The sequence below is a fragment of the Colwellia sp. C1TZA3 genome (genome assembly GCF_007954265.1).
Classification (GTDB): Bacteria; Pseudomonadota; Gammaproteobacteria; order Enterobacterales; family Alteromonadaceae; genus Cognaticolwellia.
On the sequence record NZ_VOLS01000002.1, the window covers coordinates 1 to 26,191 of the forward strand.

At 38.4% G+C, this 26,191-nt stretch carries 22 protein-coding genes and 3 pseudogenes; 21 read left to right on the top strand and 4 right to left on the bottom strand.

Annotated elements, in window-relative coordinates; translation table 11 throughout:
* Window positions 1–500: 500 nt before the first annotated feature.
* The gene (locus ESZ39_RS00990) at window positions 501–842 is read right to left on the bottom strand and encodes an RNA-binding S4 domain-containing protein (RefSeq protein WP_146877932.1); all 342 of its coding nucleotides are present in this window, start codon (window positions 840–842) and stop codon (window positions 501–503) included.
* Between the two features lie 526 nt (window positions 843–1,368).
* Between ESZ39_RS00990 and ESZ39_RS00995 the strand changes: the two genes are divergently transcribed.
* From ESZ39_RS00995 to ESZ39_RS01005, 3 genes are all read left to right on the top strand, one after another.
* On the top strand, window positions 1,369–1,743 hold the full coding sequence (locus ESZ39_RS00995; protein ID WP_146877933.1) for a hypothetical protein: 375 nt from the start codon (window positions 1,369–1,371) through the stop codon (window positions 1,741–1,743).
* A gap of 96 nt (window positions 1,744–1,839) precedes the next feature.
* A complete protein-coding gene (locus ESZ39_RS01000; RefSeq protein WP_146877934.1) occupies window positions 1,840–3,849 on the top strand; it encodes a TonB-dependent receptor plug domain-containing protein in 2,010 nt (669 codons plus the stop codon).
* Between the two features lie 812 nt (window positions 3,850–4,661).
* On the top strand, window positions 4,662–5,135 hold the full coding sequence (locus ESZ39_RS01005) for a low molecular weight protein-tyrosine-phosphatase (RefSeq protein ID WP_262984476.1): 474 nt from the start codon (window positions 4,662–4,664) through the stop codon (window positions 5,133–5,135).
* A gap of 471 nt (window positions 5,136–5,606) precedes the next feature.
* On the opposite strand, the gene rne is transcribed toward ESZ39_RS01005, so the two are convergent.
* Complete coding sequence (rne, locus tag ESZ39_RS01010; RefSeq protein ID WP_191321675.1) at window positions 5,607–8,966, bottom strand: ribonuclease E; 3,360 nt, start codon at window positions 8,964–8,966, stop codon at window positions 5,607–5,609.
* A gap of 677 nt (window positions 8,967–9,643) precedes the next feature.
* Here rne and rluC point away from each other — a divergent pair.
* Window positions 9,644–10,606 (top strand): 23S rRNA pseudouridine(955/2504/2580) synthase RluC, encoded by a 963-nt coding sequence (rluC, locus tag ESZ39_RS01015; protein WP_146878026.1) that lies wholly within the window; start codon window positions 9,644–9,646, stop codon window positions 10,604–10,606.
* 507 nt (window positions 10,607–11,113) lie between these two features.
* Here rluC and ESZ39_RS01020 read toward each other — a convergent pair.
* Together ESZ39_RS01020 and ESZ39_RS01025 are read right to left on the bottom strand one after the other, a co-directional pair.
* Window positions 11,114–11,689 (bottom strand): CBS domain-containing protein, encoded by a 576-nt coding sequence (locus tag ESZ39_RS01020; RefSeq protein ID WP_146877935.1) that lies wholly within the window; start codon window positions 11,687–11,689, stop codon window positions 11,114–11,116.
* Between the two features lie 946 nt (window positions 11,690–12,635).
* Entirely contained in the window at window positions 12,636–13,232 is a 597-nt protein-coding gene (locus tag ESZ39_RS01025; protein WP_146877936.1) for a Maf family protein, read from the bottom strand.
* A gap of 119 nt (window positions 13,233–13,351) precedes the next feature.
* Here ESZ39_RS01025 and yceD point away from each other — a divergent pair, with 119 nt between their 5' ends.
* The 17 genes and pseudogenes from yceD (at window position 13,352) to ESZ39_RS01110 (ending at window position 26,068) form a co-directional block, all read left to right on the top strand.
* A complete protein-coding gene (yceD, locus tag ESZ39_RS01030; RefSeq protein WP_146877937.1) occupies window positions 13,352–13,864 on the top strand; it encodes a 23S rRNA accumulation protein YceD in 513 nt (170 codons plus the stop codon).
* Window positions 13,865–13,902: 38 nt separating this feature from the next.
* On the top strand, window positions 13,903–14,073 hold the full coding sequence (gene rpmF / locus ESZ39_RS01035; protein ID WP_077286058.1) for a 50S ribosomal protein L32: 171 nt from the start codon (window positions 13,903–13,905) through the stop codon (window positions 14,071–14,073).
* A gap of 15 nt (window positions 14,074–14,088) precedes the next feature.
* A complete protein-coding gene (gene plsX / locus ESZ39_RS01040; RefSeq protein ID WP_411266848.1) occupies window positions 14,089–15,114 on the top strand; it encodes a phosphate acyltransferase PlsX in 1,026 nt (341 codons plus the stop codon).
* 123 nt (window positions 15,115–15,237) lie between these two features.
* A complete protein-coding gene (fabD, locus tag ESZ39_RS01045) occupies window positions 15,238–16,173 on the top strand; it encodes an ACP S-malonyltransferase (RefSeq protein ID WP_146877939.1) in 936 nt (311 codons plus the stop codon).
* Between the two features lie 6 nt (window positions 16,174–16,179).
* Complete coding sequence (gene fabG / locus ESZ39_RS01050) at window positions 16,180–16,914, top strand: 3-oxoacyl-ACP reductase FabG (protein WP_146877940.1); 735 nt, start codon at window positions 16,180–16,182, stop codon at window positions 16,912–16,914.
* A gap of 164 nt (window positions 16,915–17,078) precedes the next feature.
* Window positions 17,079–17,312: an acyl carrier protein gene (gene acpP, locus ESZ39_RS01055; protein ID WP_077286054.1), complete on the top strand. Its 234-nt coding sequence runs from the start codon at window positions 17,079–17,081 to the stop codon at window positions 17,310–17,312.
* A gap of 165 nt (window positions 17,313–17,477) precedes the next feature.
* Window positions 17,478–18,710 carry a beta-ketoacyl-ACP synthase II gene (fabF, locus tag ESZ39_RS01060; RefSeq protein WP_146877941.1) on the top strand — a complete coding sequence of 411 codons (1,233 nt, stop codon included), beginning with the start codon at window positions 17,478–17,480 and terminating at the stop codon, window positions 18,708–18,710.
* 109 nt (window positions 18,711–18,819) lie between these two features.
* Window positions 18,820–19,632 (top strand): aminodeoxychorismate lyase, encoded by an 813-nt coding sequence (gene pabC / locus ESZ39_RS01065; RefSeq protein WP_146877942.1) that lies wholly within the window; start codon window positions 18,820–18,822, stop codon window positions 19,630–19,632.
* Window positions 19,633–19,641: 9 nt separating this feature from the next.
* Entirely contained in the window at window positions 19,642–20,679 is a 1,038-nt protein-coding gene (mltG, locus tag ESZ39_RS01070) for an endolytic transglycosylase MltG (protein WP_146877943.1), read from the top strand.
* A gap of 39 nt (window positions 20,680–20,718) precedes the next feature.
* The gene (gene tmk / locus ESZ39_RS01075; RefSeq protein ID WP_146877944.1) at window positions 20,719–21,357 is read left to right on the top strand and encodes a dTMP kinase; all 639 of its coding nucleotides are present in this window, start codon (window positions 20,719–20,721) and stop codon (window positions 21,355–21,357) included.
* Window positions 21,358–22,383 (top strand): DNA polymerase III subunit delta', encoded by a 1,026-nt coding sequence (locus tag ESZ39_RS01080; RefSeq protein ID WP_146877945.1) that lies wholly within the window; start codon window positions 21,358–21,360, stop codon window positions 22,381–22,383.
* Between the two features lie 25 nt (window positions 22,384–22,408).
* Complete coding sequence (locus ESZ39_RS01085) at window positions 22,409–22,741, top strand: PilZ domain-containing protein (protein ID WP_146877946.1); 333 nt, start codon at window positions 22,409–22,411, stop codon at window positions 22,739–22,741.
* Between the two features lie 138 nt (window positions 22,742–22,879).
* Complete coding sequence (locus ESZ39_RS01090) at window positions 22,880–23,659, top strand: TatD family hydrolase (protein ID WP_146877947.1); 780 nt, start codon at window positions 22,880–22,882, stop codon at window positions 23,657–23,659.
* 89 nt (window positions 23,660–23,748) lie between these two features.
* Window positions 23,749–23,910: pseudogene (locus ESZ39_RS01095) on the top strand (TatD family hydrolase); the annotation flags it as partial.
* A 105-nt stretch (window positions 23,911–24,015) separates the two neighbouring features.
* Window positions 24,016–24,177: pseudogene (locus tag ESZ39_RS01100) on the top strand (TatD family hydrolase); the annotation flags it as partial.
* A 150-nt stretch (window positions 24,178–24,327) separates the two neighbouring features.
* Window positions 24,328–24,444 (top strand): annotated as a pseudogene (locus ESZ39_RS17920) (hypothetical protein); the annotation flags it as partial.
* Between the two features lie 394 nt (window positions 24,445–24,838).
* Window positions 24,839–26,068, top strand: a complete 1,230-nt coding sequence (locus ESZ39_RS01110) for a nucleoside recognition domain-containing protein (protein WP_146877948.1) — start codon at window positions 24,839–24,841, stop codon at window positions 26,066–26,068.
* The last annotated feature ends 123 nt before the right edge of the window (window positions 26,069–26,191 follow it).

Consider the following 26,191-nt stretch of genomic DNA (forward strand, 5'->3'; position numbering starts at 1 on the left):
ACTAGTTAAAATAGCTCAAGGCTGTGTTGCTCTCACTCCCAATAGCCAGCTATTGCTCAATCGAGCGCCTTACCTTGAGTTATTTTTCCTGCGCACAACAAGATCACAAACTTAATGGAACTGGTATAATATAGATTAGACGTGAATTTATCACTAGTAATACCAACTTGATTAATTAAGTGATCACCTTTTTCATGAGGAAAAATAGATAAATGCAAGACATAAAATTTAGTCAGTAGTTATTCACCTTATAGATTTTATAACGCTGTAGTTATTCATTTTAACCATTAAAAATGAGCAGGTAATTAATCAACTTGCTCTAATAGTCAGCTTTGCCAGCAGGGCGGTCGTTCACATAATTGCAGAAGCATGATCTTTAGTGCGCAAAGCTAAAAGTAGTTAGTACAAGAACTCACATTTGGCTTGTGACAGGTTCTACCACTTTGCGGAACTATTTAGAGGGTAGTAGGTTCTACAAATTTAGCCTTTTAACGTTCGAGCTATGATTCAGTAACAGTTTTTGGTGAAAGAATCCGCGCTTTACTTTTAGCTCTTTTTTTCCTTTGTTCTTTTTTACCCGCTAAAACTACGGTATTGATAAACGCTGCTGATTTTTTGGTGGGATTATAAGCGATCTCAATAATTTTACCGTTGTATTCGATGATATCGCCGTTTCGAATTTTTTTACGCTTTTGAACTACAACTTCATTATTTACTAAAACATTACCTTCACTGATCATGGTTTTAGCTTCGCCGCCACCGCCAACCATATCGGCTATTTTGAGTAATTTACAAAGTTCTATAGGTTCAACACAAATGTTGATAATTGAGTGTTCAGACATGAAATATACCTAATGATTTTAAATAATAATATTGCTAAATTCTAACATATATAATGATACTTTATAATACTGAGCTTGCAGGAGACGCATCAATTCTGATTGTTCCTCAACTTGACTGGCTCCTGCGCCTCCAAAGCGGTCGTTCATCAAAAAATGGCTAATGCTAACTTTGTGCGTATTGCTGACACCAATGTTTATAATACTAACATCTGCTGATCCGGTAAACCTGGTATTATCATTAAGCAGCTCCTAGGCAGTTTACAGCGACAACTTATACCAATTTGATTAATTAAGTGATCACCTTTTTCATGAGGAAAAAGGGATAAATACAAGGCATAAAATTTAGTCAGTAGTTATTCTCCTTATAAATTTTATAACGCTGTAGTTATTCATTTTAACCATTAAAAATGAGCAGGTAATTAATCAACTTGGTATTAATCCAGCACTAGCATGAAGTTGCGCATGAATGTTCACATATCATGAATAAACTATTATAATACTGTACGTATTGTGTTTAGAGGTTTATATGTTAAAAGCAGTTTCAAGAATGTTTGTTATAGCGATGATGCTTGTTGCCTTTGTCGGGCAAGCAATGACCTTTAATAGCTCTATGTCTTGCGAAACTTCAGTAAACTCTCATTCTTCTAAGACCAGTGAACGCGTAAAGCATTACGATTTAAGCACCCTTAATACAGTTAGCCTAGAAGATTGCTGTGGTATTGAATGTTGCGATGTTAATTGCACTTGTATTGTTAATGCATGTTCATCATCTGTATATTTTAATACTGTAGTTAACTCAGCTAAAATAGCTGTTTTAGCTGAGGTTTTTTATATGCAACAATCTGCACAGCCTAAGTCCATTGCTACGTTACTCTATCGCCCTCCCATTTTTACCTCATAAGAACTTAGCACACCAAAAATTGTACAATTTATAACTTTTCAAGTTAATCAGCGCCATCGTGCTGAATGATTATCAAGTAATACCTGAGGTAAAAAAATGTTTAAAAAGTCATTGAAAACGGCAGTAGCAATACTGTTAATACCTGCGTTTACCTACGCGAATGAAAATAACATTGAACATAAGAGTGAACACGATCACGATAAAGAACAAGAGCACCATGAACATAACGATAGCAAGATTGAAAGAATTCAAGTAAGCGCTTCTCGTTTAGGCCGTATTGTTACCGAGTCGGCAACACGAACCGAAATTATCAACGGGGAAGAAATACAAGAAAAAGCGCTAATGCGCCCTGGCAATATTTCTATGTTAGTGGCTGAAACCGGTGGTGTTAGAGTGCAAACCACTTCGCCTGCGTTAGGAAGTTCTAACATTCGACTACAAGGAATGTATGGTCGTTACACACAGCTGTTAAGTGATGGCTTACCCTTATACGGAGGCCAAACAGCTTCAATTGGCCTGTTACAGATTCCACCTACAGACCTTGCCAATGTTGAAATAATCAAAGGGTCTGCTTCTTCTCTTTATGGTGGCTCAGCACTTGGTGGGGTGATCAATCTCATTTCACGCACGCCGGCAGATGTTTATGAAGGCGAAGTGTTAGTCAATGCTACCTCTAAAAATGGTCAAGACATTACTTCGTACTTTGCCTCACCGTTAACTAACGCCTTAAGTGCATCAATAACTGCCGGAATACATCATCAAGAAGCGCAAGACTTAGATGATGATTGCTGGATCGATTTGGCTGGCTACGAAAGGCATAGTGTCCGGCCTCGTTTCTATTGGCAGGACGACAATGGTGCAAATCTTTACCTTACCTTGGGGGCAATGAAAGAACAAAGGGATGGTGGCACTTTAGGTGAAGCTACTGTACCTGATGGTAATAAGTTTCCTCAAACACAGGATACGCTTAGAACCGATGTTGGCTTTATATACGACCGTCCATTAGGAGAGGTGATGACTATTAATGTCCGTGGCGCTGCAATGAAACAAAACCACGCGCATGAATTTGGTATTGTTCAAGAGGACGACAGCCACACAAGCAGCCTTATTGAATCAAGTGTATCAGGGTATTCTGATAAAGCGGCATGGCTAGTTGGCTTAGCACTTCAGTCTGAAAAGTTCGAATCTGATACCTTTCCTGAATTTAATTATTCTTATCAAGTACCTGGACTATTCTCGCAACTAGATTATGAAGTAAGAGATGATATTTCTATGTCGCTTAGTGCACGCGCTGACTGGCATAATGAATATGGCACGCAAGTAAGTCCTCGAATTTCATTATTGTACCGCCCAGAAAACTGGACGGTTAGAGGGGCATATGGACAAGGTTTTTTCGCGCCAAGCCCTTTCATTGAAGATATTGATGAAGCAGGTTTATCCCGTCTTGCGCCGCTAGAAAATCTTGATGAGGAACGTGCATCTACCGCTTCTATTGATATTAGCTATGTGCTGGGCAGCGTAGAAACTAGCCTGACATTATTTGCATCAGATATTGATAACGTGACTGAATTAGAAGTCATTAATCGTGTTGATGACACTTCGGGGAAGCAAGTTCATATCGTAAATACTGTGGGTGAAAGTAAAATTAGTGGTGCTGAATTATTACTACGCTATCGCTGGCAAGATATTAAATTTACCGGTAGCTATCTATATACAGACGCCACTAAAGCAAGGGATTTGGGTTTTGACCGAGTACCCTTAGCGTTGACCCCTAAACATTCTGCTGGCCTTGTTGTAATGTGGGAAGAGCATGGCAGTCATATGGTGGGGTTTGAAGCTTACTATACGGGCACACAGCAACTTGAAAACAACCCGTACCGAGAACGAAGCAGCCCTTATTGGCACTTAGGGCTATTAGGTCAAATTACCATCGGACAAGTAAGCTTTTTTGTTAATGCTGAAAACTTGTTAAATGTGCGACAAACGAAGGAAGACTCTTTAGTGTTACCGGAACAAGCGCCTAGCGGTCGATGGACAACAAACATTTGGTCAAGAAACGATGGTTTTACCGTTAATGCTGGTTTACGTTTTAAATTTGGCAGTTAAAACCATACTATATTAGTATAAAAATTTGTTGGATTTATATTGTATTAACTATTTTTAGGAGGGGCAGTTAGTTTTAGCTAGCCCCTAACTCGAAGAACTGGTGTCTTCTGTTGTCTTAGAATGATCAAGTTAGGGTAGTGTGCTTGCTACCCTTTCGTTCTCATAGGCCTGTTAACTATGCTATTTTAGCTCTAAATTTATGAGCGATTATTACCCATAGCTGACATTATGCTTGTAAAACCTTAGGTCTTCAGAAATAGCGACACCTCTAAATACACATTCAAGTTAATTTTTTAACATAATGCATTATACCAGTTCCATTAAGTTTGTGATCTTGTTGTGCGCAGGAAAAATAACTCAAGGTAAGGCGCTCGATTGAGCAATAGATGGCTATTGGGATTGAGAGCAACACAACCTTGAGCTATTTTAACTAGTACAAGTGAGCAATAACTTAATGGGATTGGTATTATACCAAGCTGAACTCCTACAAGGCATGAAAATTCAAATTATTAGGATATATTTATAGCTATTTTTGCCTCATATTTATTTAATCTCGATCCTAAAAATTATTCCATTACTGAAGAAAATGCCTAAATATACTATGCTGTTGCATAGAAAAATAATGAGTATTTACCTACACTAGCATTAAAAGGGTAACTCGAAAGTACTCTAGGAATACCCTAAAGTGACTTATATTCTTCCCTAAAAAATGTAACCTATTGATATTAATAAAGTTTATTTTAACCCTTAATAATACAGTTAGTTGTACGGTTGGATTTGTTAAGTATTTGATTATAATAAAGGAATTAATTTTGAAAGACTTAAAAAATGTGAAGTCTGTATTGTTTGTTTGTATGGGCAATATTTGTCGTTCGCCAAGTGCAGAAGCTGTTTTTCGTCAAAAATCGCAAGCGCTTTCATTAACAATAGATTCAGCTGGAATTGTTGGCTCACATGCCCGTGAAAAACCTGATCACCGCGCACAAAAAGCGGGTATAGCACGAGGCTATTCATTTGATAAAATTAAGGCGCGTAAAGTTACTGAACAAGACTTTGAAAATTTTGATTTGATATTAGCGATGGATAAAAAAAATGTTAAAGATTTAATGAAAGTCGCACCTGAAGGTCTTCAGTATAAAGTGCAGCTATTTTTAGATTATGCCCAAAATTTTGAGGATAAAGAGGTGCCAGATCCTTACTACGGTGGTGCAAAAGGCTTCCAGTTTGTTTTAGATTTAGTAGAAGATGCTAGTGATGGCTTAATTAAAGATCTGATAAGTGCATAAACGTCTTTTAAGCTGTGTTATGGCAGCTTCATTAATTAGCGGGTCTACTTTATACGCAAGAAAAACGATCCAATATAAGGCATTTATTTTAATAATACCAGTTCCATTAAGTTTGTGATCTTGTTGTGCGCAGTAAAAATAACTCAAGGTAAGGCGCTCGATTGAGCAATAGCTGGCTATTGGGAGTGAGAGCAACACAGCCTTGAGCTATTTTAACTAGTACAAGTGAGTAATAACTTAATGGGATTGGTATAACTAGTTGTTCTAATGATTAAATAAATAACGCAGTAGTTGGTTGTTTGAACGACCAAAAATGATCAGAAAACTAATATTAATGAAATGGTATTAGATAACTAGAAGACAGATAGCTAAAATAGATAAAAAAACATAAATTAAAAAGCCAATTGCATGATGCAATTGGCTTTTATTTTTTAGCCTTTCAGATATTTACACTGAAGATTACTGGGTGACTTAACCAAGTGTTGGTTTAGTTGGACCAGCTGAATTTCGGCTAGTAGCACTAGAAAAAAGTGCTGATTTACCTGACTTAATATGCGACGCTCTTTGTTCATTCGCTACAAAATCACGAGGAATAGCGCCATCACTAACAATGGTTTCTGGCTTCGTCATTGGTGCCGATGCTTTACCCGATGTTTTACTTGCTGCCGCTTTAACTTTACGTTTAATGTTTTTTACTTTAGCACGTACTTTTTTAGGTTTTTCATCAACAGGTGCTAGTTTATCTTCAGTAGTGGCTGCAACAGTATTTACCGCTTCTGGCGTCTCTACTTCAGTTGTTGCTACCAAAATCTCTGGTGCTACTGTCGGTTGCTCGATAGAAACGGGTTCTTCTATCTTAGCTTCAGCTACAGGTGCCTCAGGTATTTTGCTGTTAACTGCTTTAGTAGTATCAGTATTTTCTACTTGTACTTCAGCTGTTAGCGTTACTTCATTAACCAGTGATGTTGCTGCTTCGGTTGTTACGTCTGCTGCTTGCTCATTAACAACCACATCAGCTTTAATAACAACTGTTTCAGGTTCATCAAAAGGTAAGTTTTGTTGAACTTCATTTTCTGTATCATCAATCACTTGTGCTAATGCGTCTGCTTGTACTTTTTGAACTTTTTCAACATTAGATGTTGAATTAGGTACTGCAGTAGTAGCATTAGCATCATCTACATCATGATTAGATTCAGTTGTGTTTTGTTCTGGATAACGAGCCGTGACTGGATCTTCAGTAATTTCACTCTTAACATCGTTCAGCTCAGTATTTTGTCTACGACGTTGACCGTGCGCACGCATGTGGCGAGGAGAGCGTCGGCTTCTTGGGCGTTGCTCTTCTTTTGCATTGTTAGCTGTCTGCTCGACTGCTGAATTATCAACGTTACTAACCGTGTCTACGACTGTTGAATTATCAACTTTACTAGCTTCAACTTTACTAGTTTCAACTTTATTAGCTTCAACTTTACTAGCTTCAACTTTATTAGCTTCAACTTTACTAGTTTCAACTTTATTAGTCTCAACTTTATTAGTCTCAACCTTACTAGTTTCAACTTTATTAGTCTCAGCTGGAATAGTTTCAACCGTATTGTGCTCAGGTGTCGCCACTTGAGCTACGTTACCTTCAGCTTTTATATTCTCAACATGTGTATTATTTTTAACATCACTATTAACACGCACTTTTTGACGAATATTACGTCGTTGACGACGCTCAGTTAGTTTTTCTTCTTTAGGTTTTTGCACACGTTCTTTTTGAGGCTTAGCAGTTGTTGCAGTTGTTGCAGGTGCCGCAGGTGTAGTAGATGTTACATTGTTTGTACCATTTGCATTATCGTTACTGGCATCTTGAGGTTTACGTTTGTCATTACGACCTTCGTTACGGCTTTCGTTGCGAGAGTCATTGCGACCTTCGTTACGGTTTTCGTTACGAGAGTCATTGCGACCTTCGTTACGGTTTTCGTTGCGAGAATCATTACGACCTTCGCTACGGTTTTCGTTACGAGAATCATTACGATTATTACGGCGCTGACCTTGACGGGCTCTTTGAGGGCGACGCTCACTGCTCTTAGTGTTGCTCTCTTGAGGTTTTATGGGTTCAGGTTTAACTTCTTCTTTTTCTTCTGCAGCAAAAAGAGACTTAGCCCAAGACACAACGCTATCAAGTAAGCTTTTTGTTTCAGCTTGTTTTACTACAACAGGCTCAACAGGCTCTGGCTTTTTCGGTGCTTGTTTAGGTGAAGACATACCTTGCAGTAGTGGCTCATCACGCTTGTTAACTTCTTTATCAAATTTTGGCATGACAGCTTCTTCAGATGCTGCTTTTCTAATCACCACATCATAGCTGGCTTCTTCGATACCTTCGTCATTTCTTACCCGAATAACTTCATATTGTGGCGTGACCATATTCGGATTAGGGATAATAAGAATATTGACGCTATGTTGTTTTTCAATATGAAATACTGAGCGGCGTTTTTCATTTAATAGATAAGTTGCAACTGGTACAGGAACTTGCGCCTGCACTTGTTGTGTATTGTCTTTAATGGCTTCTTCTTCCATTAGACGTAATATTGATAATGCCAATGACTCAACGCCACGAACATGACCGGTACCACTACAACGAGGACATACACTTTGGCTAGTTTCACCAATAGAAGGACGTAAACGCTGACGCGACATTTCAAGCAAGCCAAAGCGAGATATGCGACCTAATTGAATGCGAGCTCTGTCTTGTTTCACGGCATCGCGCATTCTATTTTCAACTTCACGTTGATGGCGAACTGGGGTCATATCGATAAAATCGATAACCACTAAACCACCTAAATCGCGCAAGCGTAATTGGCGAGCAATTTCTTCAGCGGCTTCTAAGTTAGTATTGAATGCTGTTTCTTCGATATCGCTGCCTTTAGTTGCACGGGCAGAGTTAATATCAATAGAGGTCATCGCTTCTGTTGGGTCAATAACGATTGAACCACCAGACGGTAGACGCACTTCGCGTTGAAAGGCTGTTTCTATTTGCGTTTCAATTTGATAATGCGTAAATAAAGGTACGTCATTGCTATAAAGCTTAACTTTACTCAAAAAGTCTGGACGCACAACTTCAATATGTTTTTTAACACTTTCGAATATTTTCGGGCGATCAATCAATACTTCACCAATATCACGGCGTAAATAATCGCGAATAGCACGTAAAATAACGTTAGTTTCTTGATGAATTAAAAAAGGTGCAGGGCGACTTGCGCCAGCTTCTGAAATAGCGTTCCAATGGTGTAATAAAACATTTAAATCCCATTCAAGCTCTTCATATTCTTTACCAACGCCAGCAGTACGAACGATTAAGCCCATACCTTTAGGTAGGGTAAGCTTACCTAATGACGTTTTTAAGTCTGTGCGTTCATCACCTTCGATGCGACGTGAAATACCACCAGCACGAGGATTGTTTGGCATTAGTACTAGATAGCTACCGGCAAGACTAATAAAAGTAGTTAACGCAGCGCCTTTTTGGCCACGCTCTTCTTTATCAATTTGCACAATAACTTCTTGGCCTTCACGCAGTACTTCTTTGATATTAGGACGGCCTTGAAAGCTGTAACCTTTAGGGAAGTATTCACGCGCGATTTCTTTCATCGGTAAGAAACCGTGACGATCAGCGCCGTAATCAACAAACGCCGCTTCTAATGACGGTTCAATACGGGTGATTTTGGCTTTATAAATATTTGATTTTTTTTGTTCGTGACCAGGACTTTCGATATCTAAATCATAAAGTTGTTGACCATCGACAAGTGCTACACGCAATTCTTCTGATTGTGTAGCATTAATTAACATACGTTTCATAGTTTGTGTGACTCTTTTTAGTCACAACACACCATTGCTTAGAACACAAAGTAACCTATCGCTATGGTAACAGCAACTTGTCAGCCTCACGGGTGTCAATCTTACTACGCCATATTACGTAGCAAGCTGTTAAAAATTCTGATTGTCTAATATAACTGAGGTGTTCGACACCGCAGTAAAATCGATTCTTTATGTGCTCAGCCTGTGTGCTGTGCGCAACAGAAAATTAAGTGCTTCGTTAATTTTAGTTCGATATTATTATCGTGTTTTCTAATAATTTAACGGTTGAAAATGTGACTTATTTTTTCTGTTTAATTACATAATTGCTTTAATTGCGCTGGACAATATGTTTATGCGTTATTTTTGACAAGTTACACGCGTCAAATTCACAATAGGCCTTACTGTTAATATCTCAACAATGATGTTTGATAAAATTGTTTCATACTAACGTGGCCGCATACTTGCCTCTTACGTCTCGCTTAAAGCATCCTTTTTACTTGTTATGGCTAATATGTAGCAATAACCATCTTATTATCACACTTTATTTATGGATAAGGCAATTAAATCCTCGTTTTAATTGCCTATAATTAGAAAAAAAATATGTTAAACTGCCGATAATTATGGTTCCTAGTAAAACAGATATGACAGATAGCCCAAAAGCGCCTAGCAAAACAGACATGACAGATAGCCCTAGACCTCAAGTGAGGTTTTTTACCGTAGACAGTGAAGATGCGGGTCAGCGTATTGACAACTTTTTAATGAAAACATTAAAAGGTGTGCCAAAAAGTATGTTTTATCGCCTGCTGCGAAAAGGTGAAATCCGTGTTAATAAAAAGCGTACCAAACCTGAGTACAAATTAGTGGATGAAGACATTATTCGTGTTGCTCCTATTCGTGTGTCGGAAAACACTAATACGGTGTCGACACAATTAAATGTTGTCGCTAATTTAGAACAGCAAATTCTCTTTGAAGATGAGCGTTTAATTGTTATTAATAAACCTTCTGGTATGGCGGTGCATGGTGGCAGTGGATTAAGTTTTGGTTTAATTGAAGCACTGCGAGCTTTGCGACCCGATGCGCGCATGTTAGAGCTAGTGCATCGACTTGACCGAGATACTTCCGGTTGTTTAGTTGTCGCAAAAAAACGCTCGGCATTACGACACTTACATGAGCAACTTAGAAATAAAACTGTGCAAAAGTATTATCATGCTTTGGTTAAAGGTCGTTGGTCAACAAAACTAACCCGTGTTGTGGAAGGTTTAAAGAAAAATGACTTAAAGTCTGGTGAACGCGTAGTAGTGGTAGATAATATCAACGGCAAAGAGTCAGAAACTCGTTTTAAAGTCATTCAACACTATAAAAATGCCACCCTCGTTAGAGCTTTTCCCGTCACAGGGCGTACCCATCAAATTCGTGTCCATTGTCAAACTAAAGGCCATTCAATTGCCTGCGACGCAAAATATGGCCATGAAGACTTTGATCACGAAATGAAACATTTAGGTTTAAAGCGTTTGTTTTTACATGCGGCTAGTATTGAATTTATTCATCCATTAAGTAATGAACGTATAAAAATTGAAGCACCTTTAGAACCATCATTAGAAAAAGTATTAAAGAAATTGACTAAAGCAGATGTTCAGTAAAACGTAAATACTGAGCAAATAAAGATATTGTTGGTTTAATATGACCCTGTAACTGATTTTGTAACTGATTTTGTAACAGGGTTTATAAGTTTACTAAAGCTATTAGTATTGTATTGTTGAAGCGTTATGAGCAACAAACTGCCGCTTTATCATCGTTACCTCTGGTGTACATAATAAACGCTTATGACCTACTTTTGGTTTATATAAGCTTTGTATAAGTCAAAAGCTATTGATGAGTCATTATCTGAAATTAAAAAGTTATTGAGTATTTAGCTGCTTTGCCATCGCTCAAGTTATTAGACTATCGACTATCGCAATGTTATCGGTTTGAAAATGTAGAATGCAAGCAGTATAGCAACCTGCATGTTACATATTCTCTCAAAGTAGGAAAACTACCGTCCTACTATCACGAGTGACACCAATCTAATAGCCGATTATTAGATTGACGCCAGTCGGGGTTATCGAAGCTTATTATTTAAGTCTGTGATGTTCAGCATATGTACTTGCTTACATTGAACTTGCTTTTTGATGCACGACATCATAGATCGAACCAAATGATTGTTTAACATTTAGATCCATATTCATATGGAGTTTTCTCGCTATATCACTAGATGATATCACCCCACGTATATGATGACTTTCTCTATCGAGCACTAGGCAGTGACGAAGTTGATAATCTTCTAAAGTTGACACGACATCACTAACGGAGGCATTTAACAGTTCACTGTAATCAAAAGCGTGAAAATCTGATTTTGGGATCATTAAATCTTTCACTAACACATCTTCCCGACAAACCCCTTTAGATAGTTTTGCCACAATTTGCTGCTCTGACAATTCATTTGTACTAATAAGGCCAATAAAATCATTTTTTTCTGATATCACAATGTTCATTCTAACGTGGGTTTTTAACATTAATTCTAATGCGGTTACGGCCATCGTATCGCCGTCAATCATGATGGCTTTGTGAACTTTAAAATCAGTAAATATTTTTACCGCAGGTGATTGTAAGCTAATTTCATCAAACTGCTCTGGTGAAACAATATTATCTGTAGCGTCTAAGTTAACTAAGTGTAATTTTTTCATATTTACCTCTAAATTTTTTGCGCATTTGTTGCCTGTAATATGTTTAGGCGATTGATATTTAGACAAATGCTTTTTAACTATCTATTTAACCTCACATTAGAATAATAAGTGAGAATATAAATGTTAAAATTATTAATTATCAATAACTTAATTTTGCTAGTTGTTATTGAATACTTTTTATTTCTCAAGGTTGATAACCTAGTGCTTATCGAAGCAGACTCGTCTGACTAAAAACAAGCTACTGAGTGTGAGTTAACGGTTGTAAATTCTGGATTAAAAACCGAGACAAACACTGTGCATGGAAAACAAATAGCGTTAAACATAAGGTCTTGGGCCATTTTATTCACCTCAAAGTCAGGTTTTGGTATTAGCGATATATTGCTGTGCTTAATTTTAATAAGCGAGAAAGCGAATAATCAGTAACATCAAACCTTAATGTTATGCGATAAGCGTATGGTGAGAAATAACTAGTGGGGGAGCTCTAGAGTGAAAACTGTGAGAATAATGCTGCACAATGAAGGGACTAAAATAATTTAAATTAATATAGCTATAATGTTGAAACTGAACAGGGGATTGAGAAAAGAATGAATTGTTATCAAAATCTAGCTGGTCAGTGGGTTCAATTTCAGTGACATTCGACTTTGTAAAGTTTACATCACTTAAAGAGATTAAATTTATTTCATGCGCTGAAACAGTAGGTAATAGCATGCTTATAATGAAAAGAAATTTAAACATTGTTTTAAACCTTGCCTAGGTAAACTTAAAATAAATTGTTAATGTACGTTAAGTTATGGAGTGGTGATAGCGAAAATTCAAGTTATGCACTTATTATTTAAATCTAAGTGCTTATATTGAGCGGCGATTAGAACAGATAATATTATTCTGTATTACCCGAGGCGACTAAACGTCAAATTAAGCCTCAATATAAGCAGCCCAGTGGACTTATTTAAACACTTATTTGTTCAGCTAACACATCAATATCATGTTGCTTTAATAGCTCAATCAGTTTGATAAGGGGTAAACCGATTAAAGTGTTGGGATCATCACCTTCCAATTTTTTGAACAAACAAATGCCTAACCCTTCACTTTTAAAACTACCCGCACAATTATAGGGTTGCTCGGCGTGCAGGTAATTTTCAATGTCGCTTAGTGAGAGCTCATTAAAATGCACTAAAAAAGGTTCTATTAAGGCAGTTGTATAATCTAAACCACTATCATAAACACATAAGCCAGTATAAAAAACGACAGTTTTATTGCTAAATTTTTCGAGTTGCTTAACGGCATTTTCAAAATTATGTGGCTTGCCAAGTATTTCACCGTCACACATGGCTACCTGATCTGAGCCTATAATTAAAGCATCAGGAAATTCGCCAGCAACCGCTTTAGCTTTTTCAATGGCTAAACGTTCAACTAACTCGACCGGTGATTCGTTGTCAAACGGGCTTTCATCGATATCAGGTTTAGCACAGACGAAGGGAATATTAAGTTTCGATAAAATTTCTTTACGAAAAGGGGAGGTGGAGCCTAAAACAAGTTTCTTCATTAATATCACTCAAAATATACACAGATTACTGTTAATATATGGCCTATCTTGAGTTTTTAAACAAATTTAGTTATTTTTCTTTTGACACTAGGTGATTGGCACCTTATTATGCGCGCCTTATGAAAAATCTTAAACTCCCGATAACGATAGACCCATCCAGAAGCGCACAGCGAAAGTTAGTGTGTGACGGATACTTTGAAGTATCTGGGATGAAGAGATTGCTTGCTGTGTGTCAAACACGGTCTGAGCAGGTCCAAGTAAATGCCACTTTTGATGTGGATGAAGTTGGCTTGATAGTAATATCAGGCTCCTCATCGGCAACAGTTGCATTAACTTGTCAGCGATGTACTGAAGAGTTCGAATTGGAACTAGAAGTAAGTTTTACTTTTAGTCCGGTGAAAGACGTTGAAGCCGAAGCTGAGTTGCCGTCATATTATGACGCAATTGAATTAGATGAAAATGGTGAGGTCAACTTGCTTGAGTTGGTGGAAGATGAGTTTTTACTCGCGATTCCATTAATTCCAAGGCACTCGATCAAAGATTGTCAGTCTCCGGCTGATAGTGTTTGGGGTAAGTTGCCTGAAGAGCTTGAAAAACCGAGTCCATTTGATGTATTGAAAAAACTTAAGTAGTTAATTTTAGCTAATAACCGAATTTTTAGGAGTAGGCAATGGCAGTTCAAAAGAGCAAAAAGTCTCGTTCAAGACGTGGCATGCGCCGTTCACATGACGCAGTAACGGCAACGCATTTATCAACAGATCCAGTATCTGGTGAAACTCACCGTCGTCACCATGTAACAGCTGATGGCTTTTACAAAGGTGTTAAAGTAATCAATAAGTAATCTGTAACGATTACCTTGATTAATCTAACCATAGCGTTAGATGTTATGGGGGGCGATCAAGGCCCCCACGTAACACTTCCTGCGGCAATGCTCGCAATAGAAAACTTCCCCCATCTTCACTTATTACTGTGTGGTGACGAATCCGTCATTATTGAAACACTTTCAAGAAAACAATTTTACCCTCATCCAAGGATAACCGTATATCCAACAACTCAAGTTGTTGAGATGAATGACAAGCCTATTTTTGCTCTGCGTAATAAAAAACAATCATCGATGCGTAAAATTTTAGATTTGGTTCACGACGGCCAAGCACAAGCTTGTGTGAGCGCAGGTAATACCGGGGCATTGTTTTCAATGGCTCACTTTGTTCTAAAAACCTTACCTGGGGTGGAGCGCCCCGCGCTAATCTCTGCATTACCTAGTAACAAGCCTGATCAACATGTTTTTATGTTGGATTTAGGGGCGAATGTTTTTTGTGACTCGAGCGTATTATACCAATTTGCTATTATGGGCTCAGTCATGGCAAAAGAGGTTGATGGTATTGAAAACCCAAAAGTTGCGTTGTTGAACATGGGTTCAGAAGATAATAAAGGCAGTGATCATATCAAACAAACCGCTAGTTATTTGCAGGCCAACGATGAGATTAACTATATTGGTTTTATAGAAGGTAATGATATTTTTACTAATAAGGCTGACGTCATTGTTTGTGATGGTTTTGTTGGCAACGTTGCGCTCAAAACGTGTGAAGGTGTGGCAAGAATGGTCTACACACAACTACAAGAAATCATCAAAAAACACTTTTTAGCACAAATAATGGGCAAACTCTTGTCTAAAACCTTAAAAAAACTCTTTAAACCCATGAACCCCGACCAGTATAACGGCGCAAGTTTGATAGGATTGCGCGGTATTGTGGTAAAAAGCCACGGTAACGCCAATGTAACAGCTTTTTATACGGCGATTACTGAAGCTATTACCGAGGTTGATCGGCAAGTACCGACAAAAATTAAAGATAAGCTTGAACATAGTTTATGCCATAAATAATTATATTTTTATGGTTATATAGTCATGTAACAAGTGAATATAAGCTTAAGCAATTACAGCAACGTAGATCAGGTAATGATTTACGTTGATACAGTGAAAAATTAAATTTAATTAGGTCTAATAATGCAAAATAATTTAGCGTTTGTTTTTCCCGGTCAAGGTTCACAATCTCTAGCTATGTTGGCTGATTTTGCTGAAAATGAAGTAATACAAAGTACTTTTGCTGAAGCATCTGCAGCACTAGGTTACGATTTATGGCAATTGGTTCAACAAGGACCAGTTGAAAAATTAAATCAAACAAATTTCACCCAACCTGCTTTATTAACTGCTAGTGTTGCCATTTGGCGTGTATGGCATGCTAATTCATCAACAACACCCAAACTATTAGCGGGTCATAGTTTAGGTGAATACTCTGCGCTAGTGTGCGCAGGGGTGTTATCGTTGGCAGATGCTGTTAAGCTCGTAGAGAAACGTGGTGAGTTCATGCAAGCATCGGTGCCAGAGGGGGTTGGTGCGATGGCGGCTATTATTGGTTTAGACGATAAAATTATTATTGATGCCTGTGCAAAAGCAGCCAATGATGACGTTGTTTCAGCGGTGAATTTTAACTCTCCTGGCCAAGTAGTGATTGCGGGTCATAAAGCAGCAGTTGAGCGTGCAGGTATATTATGTAAAGCAGCTGGTGCAAAGCGCGTACTTCCATTACCGGTAAGTGTGCCATCACATTGTGCATTAATGAAAGATGCAGCAGAAAAACTAGCAGAAGAATTTAATAATGTTAGCTTTAATGAACCGAGTATTCCTGTAGTTAACAATGTTGACGTTGCTACTGAAAACTCGGTTGAAGCGATTAAAACAGCCCTAATCAAGCAACTATATAGTCCAGTTCGTTGGACGGAAACTATTCAGTATTTAGCACAACAGGGCATTGAAGTTGCGATTGAAGCAGGACCAGGTAAAGTATTACAGGGCTTGTTAAAACGCATTGATAAAACCATCAGTTGTCAATCTGTTAATGACAGTGCGTCGTTAACTAAAGCATTAGAATCAGTAGAGTAAAATTATATGTTTTCATTAGACGGTAAAGTCATTTTAGTGACAGGCGCAAGTCGTGGTATAGGTAAAGCTATTGCAACACAACTTAAAGCCTTAGGTGGTAATGTTATTGGTACGGCAACTTCTGAACACGGTGCCGCTAATATCAGTGAGTATTTAGGTGAAGGTCAAGGTTTGGTATTAAACGTCACTGACGATGCCTCAATTAGCGCTATGTTCGATTTAATCAAAGAAAAGCACGGTTCGGTTGATGTATTAGTTAACAATGCCGGTATTACGCGTGATAATTTAATGATACGTATGAAAGATGATGAATGGGATGATATTATAGATACTAACCTGACATCAGTTTTTAAAATCAGTAAAGTGGTACTGCGCGCGATGATGAAAAAACGTAATGGTCGTATTATCAATATTGGCTCTGTTGTTGGTACTATGGGTAATGCGGGTCAGGTTAACTATGCGACAGCGAAAGCCGGATTAATTGGTTTTACGAAATCTTTAGCACGTGAAGTCGCTTCTCGTGGTATTACCGTTAATACAGTTTCACCTGGTTTTATTGATACTAATATGACCCAAACATTGACGGATGAACAAAAAGAAGGCATTTTTGCCCAAGTGCCGGCAAATCGCTTAGGTAAACCGGAAGAAGTTGCTAACGCTGTTGCTTTTTTAGCATCTGACGGTGCGGCGTATATTACGGGTGAAACACTACACGTAAATGGTGGCATGTACATGGTTTAATGAAAGTGTGCTTTTTGGCGACTTTGTGTTAAATTCGAATAAATTATATACTGTCAAGAGTTTAGACCAGCAAAAAAGTAAAATTAGAAGCTTGCATGGTTGGCTTTTGACGAATAAACTATATACAATTTTGAAAAATTGTATTTTCTAGTAAAGGAAGAAAAATGAGTACTATTGAAGAACGTGTAAAAAAAATTACTATTGAGCAACTTGGTGTAAGCGAAGACGAAGTTAAAGTTGAAGCTTCTTTTGTTGATGACTTAGGTGCCGATTCTTTAGACACTGTTGAATTAGTAATGGCCTTAGAAGAAGAATTCGATACTGAAATTCCAGATGAAGAAGCTGAAAAAATTACCACAGTTCAAGCCGCAATCGATTACGTTACTGCTAACCAGTAATAATAAACGAATGTGATTAATTTCAGGCGGTTTAATTACCGCCTGATTTGTTTTTATGGTTTGAAAATATTTACAGCAAACACCTAACTTAAGTCAAATTAAGCGTTAAGTGAGCTGAAATTAAACTCCCGCTACTATTCAATTCTATCGGAGGCAGCAAATCTCATGAGACGCGTTGTAGTAACCGGTCTTGGCATGCTTAGCCCTTTAGGCAACAGCCCTGAATCAACCTGGCAAAATTTACTACTTGGTAAAAGTGGTATTGCTGACATTACGCATTTTGATACCACTGAGTATCCAACGCGTTTTGCCGGTTTAGTCAAAGATTTTGATGCAGAAGACTATATGGCTCGTAAAGACGCCAGAAAAATGGATTTATTTATTCAATATGGCGTTGCTGCTGGTGTGCAAGCCGTTAAAGATTCCGGTATAGAAATTACCGAAGAAAATGCCCCTCGTATCGGAGTGGCTGTAGGCTCAGGCATTGGTGGTTTAGGTCTTATCGAAGAAAATCATGCGAAATTGTTAAATAACGGTCCGCGTAAATTGTCACCATTTTTTGTACCCTCTACCATTATTAATATGATTGCGGGCCATTTATCTATTATGTTTGGCTTGAGAGGTCCTAATATATCGATTGTTACCGCTTGCACCAGTGGTGTACACAATATTGGCCATGCCGCGCGTATGATTGCCTACGGTGATGCTGATGCTATGGTTGCTGGTGGCGCAGAAAAAGCTTCAAGCCCATTAGGCCTAGGGGGATTTGGTGCTGCACGTGCGATGTCAACCCGAAATGAGGCACCACAACAAGCTTCACGTCCATGGGATAAAGACCGTGATGGTTTTGTTTTGGGTGATGGTGCAGGTGTACTTGTACTTGAAGAGTATGAGCATGCAAAAGCCCGTGGCGCAAAAATTTATGCTGAACTAGCAGGTTTTGGTATGAGTGGTGATGCATATCATATGACCTCACCACCGGTTGATGGTGCAGGTGCGGCTTTAGCGATGAAAAATGCCATCAATGATGCGAAAGTTGATATAGCTAAAATTGGCTATATTAATGCTCACGGTACTTCAACACCGACAGGCGATATTGCCGAAACTAATGCGATTAAGTCTGTATTTGGCGCTTCAGCTGCTGATGTTATGGTAGGTTCTACGAAGTCAATGACCGGACATTTACTCGGTGCTGCTGGTGCCGTTGAAGCAATTTTCAGCATTCAAGCATTAGTTAATAATGCGGTGCCACCGACCATTAATTTAGATAACCCTGATGAAGGCTGTGATCTCGATTATGTTGCGCATACTGCACGAGATGCTAATTTAGACTACGTGTTGTGTAACTCATTTGGTTTTGGTGGCACAAATGGCTCACTAATTTTTAAAAGAATTTAGTCAGTTGTAAACACCAAAGAGTAGATTATTACATCAAATGTACTTTTAATTCTAATAGCGCTTGAATTTAAAAGCTTAAGCCTGAATACTGCTGTATTCAGGCTTTTTTATGGCAATTATGGTATTAAGTTTTGTAGACGGAAAAATAGCTAATTCGATATCAATTGATGATCGTGGCTTAGCTTATGGTGATGGTTGTTTTACCACCGCTTTGATTACTGATGGTAAGGTGGTTATGTTGTCAGAGCACCTCAATCGTTTGGCACAGCAAAGCCAGCAACTAGGCTTGCCTGAATTAGCATTGCCTGCGCTAGAAGAAAGTATAAAAAAGATCAGCATAGGGATTAAGATTGGCATCGTCAAAATTATTATCACTTGTGGCAGCGGCGGCCGTGGCTATTCGCGCCTTGGCGCAGAGCAGGCGCGGGTAATTATTTCTGTTAGTGATTACCCTAAATTCTATCCTCAATGGCAAAAACAGGGGATCTGCGTAGGGATTAGTGAGCAAAAGTTAGGTATTAACCCTATGTTGGCTGGTTTAAAGCACCTAAACCGTTTAGAGCAAGTGATGTTAAGAGCCGAATTAGATAGGCGTCCAGAAGATGATATAGTCGCTAGTGATATCAATGGCAGTGTTATTGAATGTTGTAGTGCTAATGTCTTTTGGTTAAAGGCAGGCCAATGGCAAACACCAGTCTTAACCACCGCTGGTGTCGCGGGCTTAATGCGGGCAAAAATTTTGCTACATTATCCAAATATTCAACAAGGTCATTATCCACTTGCTCAATTAGATAATATTGATGCAATGTTTATTAGTAACGCTATTTTAGGTATAGTGCCGGTTAATATTTTTAATGGTCAACAATTGGATATTTCACAGGTTAAAAGCATACAAAGCCAATGCCTTAGCACTGAAAGTTAACATATAAAGATGAAAAAAAAATTTATAAACTTGCCGTTGTTAGTTAGCAGAACGTTAATGACCTTAACGGTTTGCACGCTATTAAGTATTTTGGCTGTTGTTGTTGTTATGATAATGTCAGAAATGAAAGTTCAGCAGCCACTAGCGATTAAACAAGCTGAGTTTTTAACCATTAAGCCAGGCACTTCATTTAATGCTTTTTCTAAGCAATTGGTTAATAAAGGCTGGTTGCAAGAGCGTTTCTGGCTACGCAGTTATGTAAAATTTAATCCTCAAGATAGCAAAATAAAATCAGGTACCTATCAAGTCCAGGCAAATATGAGTACAGCAGTACTGCTGAATTTAGTAGTGTCAGGTAAAGAACATCAATTTTCTATTACCTTTATAGAGGGTAGTACCTTTAAGCAAGTATTAGCTCAGTTAGCACAACATCCACATATTACTCATCAACTTGCTAATTTACCATTAGCGACCATCGCGAAAAAATTATCCATTGAGCAAGATAATCCAGAAGGATGGTTGTTCCCCGAGACCTATGCCTTTACCCAAAATACAACGGATCTCAGTATTATTAAACGTGCTTATGAAAAAATGCAAAGCGTGTTAGAAGTGCAATGGCATAATAGGGCTGAAAATTTACCTTATAAATCGCGATATCAAGCACTTATCATGGCGTCAATTATTGAAAAAGAAAGTGGTCGCCATACAGAGCATCCGCGTATCTCGTCAGTATTTGTTAATCGCCTCAATAAAAAAATGCGTTTGCAAACCGATCCAACGGTAATTTATGGCTTAGGTGAGCGTTACCAAGGCGATATCACCTACGCACACTTACGGGAAAAAACCGCTTATAATACTTATAAAATAAAAGGCTTACCGCCAACACCAATCGCCTTGCCTGGCGCCCAAGCGCTGCGAGCTGCATTGCAGCCAGAGTTGAGTGAATATTTGTATTTTGTCAGCAATGGTGAGGGCGAGCATATATTTTCCAAAAATCTAGCCGATCATAACCGTGCGGTAACAAAGTACCAGCGTAAAAAAAACTAACGTTAACATTTCAATAAAAATATTTTGGATAATTTCAGTATGAATAAAGGTAAGTTTATTGTTGTCGAGGGCATAGAAGGCGCGGGTAAGTCGTCAGCAATTAGCGTGATTGAAGCGGTGTTGAATAAACATAATATCCCTTTTATAAAAACTCGAGAGCCTGGTGGTACACCATTAGCCGAAGCGCTGCGAGAGATTGTAAAATCAGTCAGCCATGATGAAGAGCTAACGCAAGAAACTGAACTTTTGTTGATGTATGCTAGCCGCAGCCAACTACTAGCCAATAAAATTTTACCCGCTCTAGCAAAGGGTACATGGGTGATTGGCGATCGTCATGACTTATCATCACGCGCTTATCAAGGTGGCGGTCGGCAATTTGACGATGCAATAATGAATGCTATAGCCGATGTTACCTTAAAGGGTTTTACACCCGACCTAACCGTTTATTTAGATATTGCGCCAGAACTTGGCTTAGCTCGAGCACAAGCCCGAGGCGAGTTAGATAGGATTGAGTTAGAAAAAATTGAATTTTTTCAGCGCGTACGAAACAAATACTTAGCTTTAGCACAAGCGTCAAACAGCACAAACATTATAGATGCGAGTCAAGCGATGGACGTGGTGCACAAAGCTGTTGTTAAAGCAATTGAAGCTTTTATCCACGTTGAACAAGGCGAATAGATGAAAACTTGGTTACTTGCGCTTCAACAGCAATTGTCTCGACAAATTCGTGAAAACAAACTGCCTCATGCCTTATTATTTTCTGGGGTTGATGGTGCTGGCCAAGAAGAAATAGCGCACTGGCTAATTAATGTGCTGCTATGCCAAAACTTAAAAGAAGACGCATCACAAGACTTAACACAAGGTATAACACAAGGTATAACACAAGAAAAAGACGAGAGCTTAAGCCAAGTAAGCCAAGAAGCAGCCAGCGATAAGCCGTTTACTTTTCAGCCTTGTGGTGATTGCAAAACCTGTAAGTTGTTTGCAAATAATAGTTATCCGGATCATCTGACTATCGTTAATGACAAAAATACTATTGGCGTAGATGCAATACGGAAACTGAGCCAATTTTTTGAGAAAACCGCTCATATCGGCATCGCTAAAACAGCCTTAGTCAATCATGCTGATACTATGACCGTCTCAGCAGCAAATGCCTTATTAAAAACCTTAGAAGAGCCAACCTCTCAAAGTTTCATTATGCTAACAACGCATAGCAGTGATGTGCTGCTAGCTACTATTATTAGTCGTTGTCAAAAATTTGAAATTCGTCCACCAGTGGGCAAAAAACTTTTGGCTGAATATAAAAAACAGGGTGATGATGCTTTTGTAAACCTCAGCCATCTTAGCGAATTAACCGACGAAGCAACAGCCGTTGCGTTTACAGCGTTTCGTGATAAGGTCAAAGGCTATTTATGTGCTCACCAACATCGTGCAGAGCTATTAGCCATATTGGTTGAACACCGTGATGGTTTTCGTTGGCTGGAAAAAATTGTAGTCAATTTGATGCGCAATCATTGGGGCTGGCCAACAGCAGGGCATCAAAACGAACAAGAAAGTGTTATCAATAAACAACAGTTATGGCAGGTGTATAACTTAGTACAAGCGGCCAATATTAAGCTAAAGACCTTAGTACAAATTAACCGGCAGTTTTTAAGTGAAAAATTACTCGCTGATATTAGCGTTGTCGTTAAACAAAAAAATTAACAAAAAAGCGAACAAAAACAGAGGGATGATTTTGGAAAATATTACACTTAACTTTATGTCAGATGGTGATTTATATCAGTCATATATGCCATTTATAAAAAATGGCGGTTTATTTATTCGCACCACAGAGCATTATGAATTAGCCACTGATGTGAACTTACTTGTTACCTTGCCCGACTCCTTAGAGCCTTCTAAAATTAAAGGCAAAGTGTCTTGGATTACCCCCATTGGTGCACAAAATGGTACACCTGCTGGTATAGGTGTTAGCTTTGTCGAAGATCCTGATAATGTTCGTAGCCAAATTGACAAATCAATAGGGCATTTATTGAGTTCATCTGAACCAACATTATCGATGTAAAAGGCCTATTTTAACTGAAATAGCACTATTAAATACTATGCCTATTGAGAAAATTTTCATCATGTCAGCAACTCATTAATTCAATAGCTATGATAAATTTCCAAACTAACATTAAGCACATTTGTGCGGAGTAACCCTGTGTTCATAGATTCTCATTGTCACTTAGACCGTTTAAAACTCGAAGATTTTGACAATAATTTAGATAATGTTGTTAATGCCGCATTGGCAGAAAAGGTCAATACCTTGTTGTGCGTTAGCGTCACTTTGCAAGATTTTCCAGCGATGGCAGAAACAACGGCTAAATATGACAATGTTTGGCTAACCTGTGGCGCGCATCCGCTTAATCAAGCTGATGAAATTGACCCTGCACTATTAACTCGTTTAGCGGCTCACCCACGCGTAATCGCTATTGGTGAAACCGGCCTTGATTATTTTTACGCGCCAGAAACAAAACAGGTACAGTTAGACTCTTTTCGAAAACATATCCGTGTTGCTAATCAGTTAAAAAAACCTCTGATCATTCATACTCGAGATGCTCAAGAAGATACCCTAGCTATGTTAAGGGCTGAGCAGGCGGAAAATGTTGGCGGGATCCTACATTGCTTTACTGAAAGTTGGCAGATGGCTGAACAAGCGATAGCGATGGGGTTTTATATTTCATTTTCCGGTATCGTGACGTTTAAAAATGCGACTGACTTAAGAGAAGTTGCTAAAAAAGTTCCCTCAGACCGCTTTTTAATTGAAACTGATGCGCCATATTTAGCACCCGTGCCCCATCGAGGTAAACAAAATCAGCCAGCGTATGTGGTTGAAGTAGCAAAGCATCTTGCTAGTATTCGTGGTACCTCGGTTGCAGAAATTGCACAGCAATCAAGTGAGAACTTTCATCGTTTGTTCCCTGAGACTCAAACGGTTTAATGGTATTAGATAAAAATAGTATTAAACAATAAAGTTGTGCAATAACTAGCTGCAGAGCGATGTTAATTGAAACTGATACGCGATATTTATGGCCAGCACCCGTGCCCCATCGAGGTAAACAAAATCAGCCAGCGTATGTGGTTGAAGTAGCAAAGCATCTTGCTAGTATTCGTGGTACCTCGGTTGCAGAAATTGCACAGCAATCAAGTGAGAACTTTCATCGTTTGTTCCCTGAGACTCAAACGGTTTAATGGTATTAGATAAAAATAGTATTAGATAAAAATAGTATTAAACAATAAAGTCGTGCAATAACTAGCTGCAGAGCGATGTTAATTTAAACTGATACGCGATATTTATGGTCAGCACCCGTGCCCCATCGAGGTAAACAAAATCAGCCAGCGTATGTGGTTGAAGTAGCAAAGCATCTTGCTAGTATTCGTGGTACCTCGGTTGCAGAAATTGCACGGCAATCAAGTGAGAACTTTCATCGTTTGTTCCCTGAGACTCAAACGGTTTAATGGTATTAGATAAAAATATTATTAGATAAAAATAGTATTAAACAATAAAGTCGTACAATAACTAGCTGCAGAGCGATGTTAATTGAAACTGATACGCGATATTTATGGTCAGCACCCGTGCCCCATTGTGGTAAATAAAATCAGCCAGCGTATGTGGTTGAAGTAGCAAAGCATCTTGCTAGTATTCGTGGTACCTCGGTTACAGAAATTGCACAGCAATCAAGTGAGAACTTTCATCGTTTGTTTCTTCAGTCGCATATTCGCTAATAGAATTATCAAATATGATCAGCCAAAAAAGCTCTAAAACCATGGTTGATTTTGGACTCAAAGGCTGGTTCAACGAAGCTATTATACCAAGTTGATTAATTACCTACTCATTTCACCTGGTTAAAACCACCCACTACTGCGTTATTTATTTAATAATTAGCACAACGAGTTATTAAAATAAATGCCTTATATTGGGTCGTTTTTCCTGTGTATAAAGTAGACCATCTAATTAATGAAATTGAAATTGATATTACATTGAAACATTAAATAGCCGGAGCACTGTTTGTTGATTTTTCAATGCACTACATGGCTTATTACCTATTACCCAGCTAGGTGATTTTAGTGTTGTGTGTCATGATATTTATCTTAAGTATAAAAATAAAAGAGATCAGTTTTGTTAAATCGTATTTGGAGCGGATTTTTTTTTGTGGCCTTTATTTCAGCCATGGTGCAGTGGCTGATTTTTGATCAGTTTTTAATTTTTGAAGAAATTGTTAACGCTATTTTTGATATGTCTAGGGTAACAGTTGATATTGCGATTGGCCTGATTGGTATTTTAAGTTTTTGGTTAGGCATGATGAAGATAGCGGAACATGCCGGTATTATCGACAAAATAGCACAGTTTATTTCACCATTATTTGTTCGTCTTATGCCAGAGGTACCCAAAGGGCATCCAGCCATAGGGTCGATGACCATGAACTTGTCAGCAAACTTCTTAGGTTTAGATAATGCGGCTACGCCTTTAGGCTTAAAAGCCATGCAAGATTTGCAATTACTGAATCCAAACAAAGCAACCGCATCCAATGCGCAAATACTCTTTTTGGTGTTAAATACTTCCGCGGTGACATTATTCCCTGTGACTGTTTTTGTTTATCGCGCACAACAGGGGGCGCTAAACCCGACCGACGTTTTTGTCCCTATTTTATTGGCAACATTTGCCTCGACTCTGGCAGGATTGTTCGCGGTTGCATTTGTGCAAAAAATAAAAATTTATCAGCAAGTTATTTTATTATATTTAGCCGCAGGCATCGCGCTTGTCGGTGGCGTGGTGGTTTATTTCACTACCTTAAGTGCAGAGCTTTTGGCACAACAATCATCCCTGATGGGCAATTTATTAATATTTTCCACGCTAATTAGTTTCTTGTTTGTCGCCTTAAAACGCAAGGTGAATGTATATGACAGTTTTATTGAAGGGGCTAAACAGGGCTTTGAAACAAGTATTAAGATTATTCCTTATTTATTAGCCATGTTGTGTGCAATAGGGGTATTTAGGGCCAGTGGTGCTTTAAATATTTTGATTGATGGCATACGAGAGTTAGTTTTGCTTTTTAACGGTGACACCCGCTTTGTTGATGCGCTACCTACTGCATTTATGAAGCCATTAAGTGGCTCTGGCGCTCGTGCCATGATGATAGAAACCATGAACACACATGGCGCTGATTCATTCGCTGGTCGTTTAGCTTCCATTGTGCAAGGCTCTACCGAAACTACATTTTATGTTTTAGCGGTTTATTTTGGTTCGGTTGGTATTCGCTATAGTCGCCATGCCTTGGCTTGTGGACTTATTGCCGATCTTGCTGGTATTACCGCTGCTATTGGTGTTTGTTATTGGTTTTTTGGCTAATCGATAAATTGTCGACATTTATTCAGTATCTTTAAAAATGGTGGTAACAAGTATAGGTTAATGAACTAAGGGGCTTTTATTTTAAAAATTTCTTTATTTAACAATTAATTGATTTATTTTTTA

Coding starts and splice junctions, on each gene's coding strand:
- ESZ39_RS00990 (WP_146877932.1), bottom strand. CDS start 842: ATGTCTGAACACTCAATTATCAACATTTGTGTTGAACCTATAGAACTT.
- ESZ39_RS00995 (WP_146877933.1), top strand. CDS start 1,369: ATGTTAAAAGCAGTTTCAAGAATGTTTGTTATAGCGATGATGCTTGTT.
- ESZ39_RS01000 (WP_146877934.1), top strand. CDS start 1,840: ATGTTTAAAAAGTCATTGAAAACGGCAGTAGCAATACTGTTAATACCT.
- rne (WP_191321675.1), bottom strand. CDS start 8,966: ATGAAACGTATGTTAATTAATGCTACACAATCAGAAGAATTGCGTGTA.
- rluC (WP_146878026.1), top strand. CDS start 9,644: ATGACAGATAGCCCTAGACCTCAAGTGAGGTTTTTTACCGTAGACAGT.
- ESZ39_RS01020 (WP_146877935.1), bottom strand. CDS start 11,689: ATGAAAAAATTACACTTAGTTAACTTAGACGCTACAGATAATATTGTT.
- ESZ39_RS01025 (WP_146877936.1), bottom strand. CDS start 13,232: ATGAAGAAACTTGTTTTAGGCTCCACCTCCCCTTTTCGTAAAGAAATT.
- yceD (WP_146877937.1), top strand. CDS start 13,352: ATGAAAAATCTTAAACTCCCGATAACGATAGACCCATCCAGAAGCGCA.
- rpmF (WP_077286058.1), top strand. CDS start 13,903: ATGGCAGTTCAAAAGAGCAAAAAGTCTCGTTCAAGACGTGGCATGCGC.
- fabD (WP_146877939.1), top strand. CDS start 15,238: ATGCAAAATAATTTAGCGTTTGTTTTTCCCGGTCAAGGTTCACAATCT.
- fabG (WP_146877940.1), top strand. CDS start 16,180: ATGTTTTCATTAGACGGTAAAGTCATTTTAGTGACAGGCGCAAGTCGT.
- acpP (WP_077286054.1), top strand. CDS start 17,079: ATGAGTACTATTGAAGAACGTGTAAAAAAAATTACTATTGAGCAACTT.
- fabF (WP_146877941.1), top strand. CDS start 17,478: ATGAGACGCGTTGTAGTAACCGGTCTTGGCATGCTTAGCCCTTTAGGC.
- pabC (WP_146877942.1), top strand. CDS start 18,820: ATGGCAATTATGGTATTAAGTTTTGTAGACGGAAAAATAGCTAATTCG.
- mltG (WP_146877943.1), top strand. CDS start 19,642: ATGAAAAAAAAATTTATAAACTTGCCGTTGTTAGTTAGCAGAACGTTA.
- tmk (WP_146877944.1), top strand. CDS start 20,719: ATGAATAAAGGTAAGTTTATTGTTGTCGAGGGCATAGAAGGCGCGGGT.
- ESZ39_RS01080 (WP_146877945.1), top strand. CDS start 21,358: ATGAAAACTTGGTTACTTGCGCTTCAACAGCAATTGTCTCGACAAATT.
- ESZ39_RS01085 (WP_146877946.1), top strand. CDS start 22,409: ATGATTTTGGAAAATATTACACTTAACTTTATGTCAGATGGTGATTTA.